Below are 419 nucleotides of genomic sequence, written 5' to 3'. Positions count from 1 at the left end.
CGAACAGCGGCAACACCCAGTTTTCAGGCATAAAGATAAAGACGGGAACCTGAATCAAGCCGAACAGAAAACCGAAATACAGGCCGGAGTTGGTCACAAAACGAAATTCGGGGTCACCGACTTCACGGAACATCTGCACCATGAGCTGCTTGTCTTCGCTCATCTGGGTGACAACCATGTGTTTCATGTCCACCAGGCTGTCCAGATTACGGCTGATATCGTCAACCACATTATCCATGACTGCTGGAATCGCACGGCGGGCACGGCTGTAGACCCGCTTGCGCACCAGCAGCGGCAGGTTTTCCCACAGCACAGCGTTGCGCTCGGTCATCACTTCGTCGGTGTATTCTTCGATACGAATCTGGATCGTTCGGGTGAGGTGGGCAGAGATTTTTTCCGGCTCCATTTCGCGGAAGAAC

Annotated in this window: 1 pseudogene; it reads right to left on the bottom strand. The window is 53.2% G+C overall.

The window, feature by feature from the left end:
• Positions 1 to 419: pseudogene (locus A3754_RS28220) on the bottom strand (hypothetical protein); the annotation flags it as partial.

It is taken from the genome of Alcanivorax sp. HI0083 (assembly GCF_001635175.1).
This window is presented reverse-complemented; position numbering and strand designations above follow the sequence as displayed.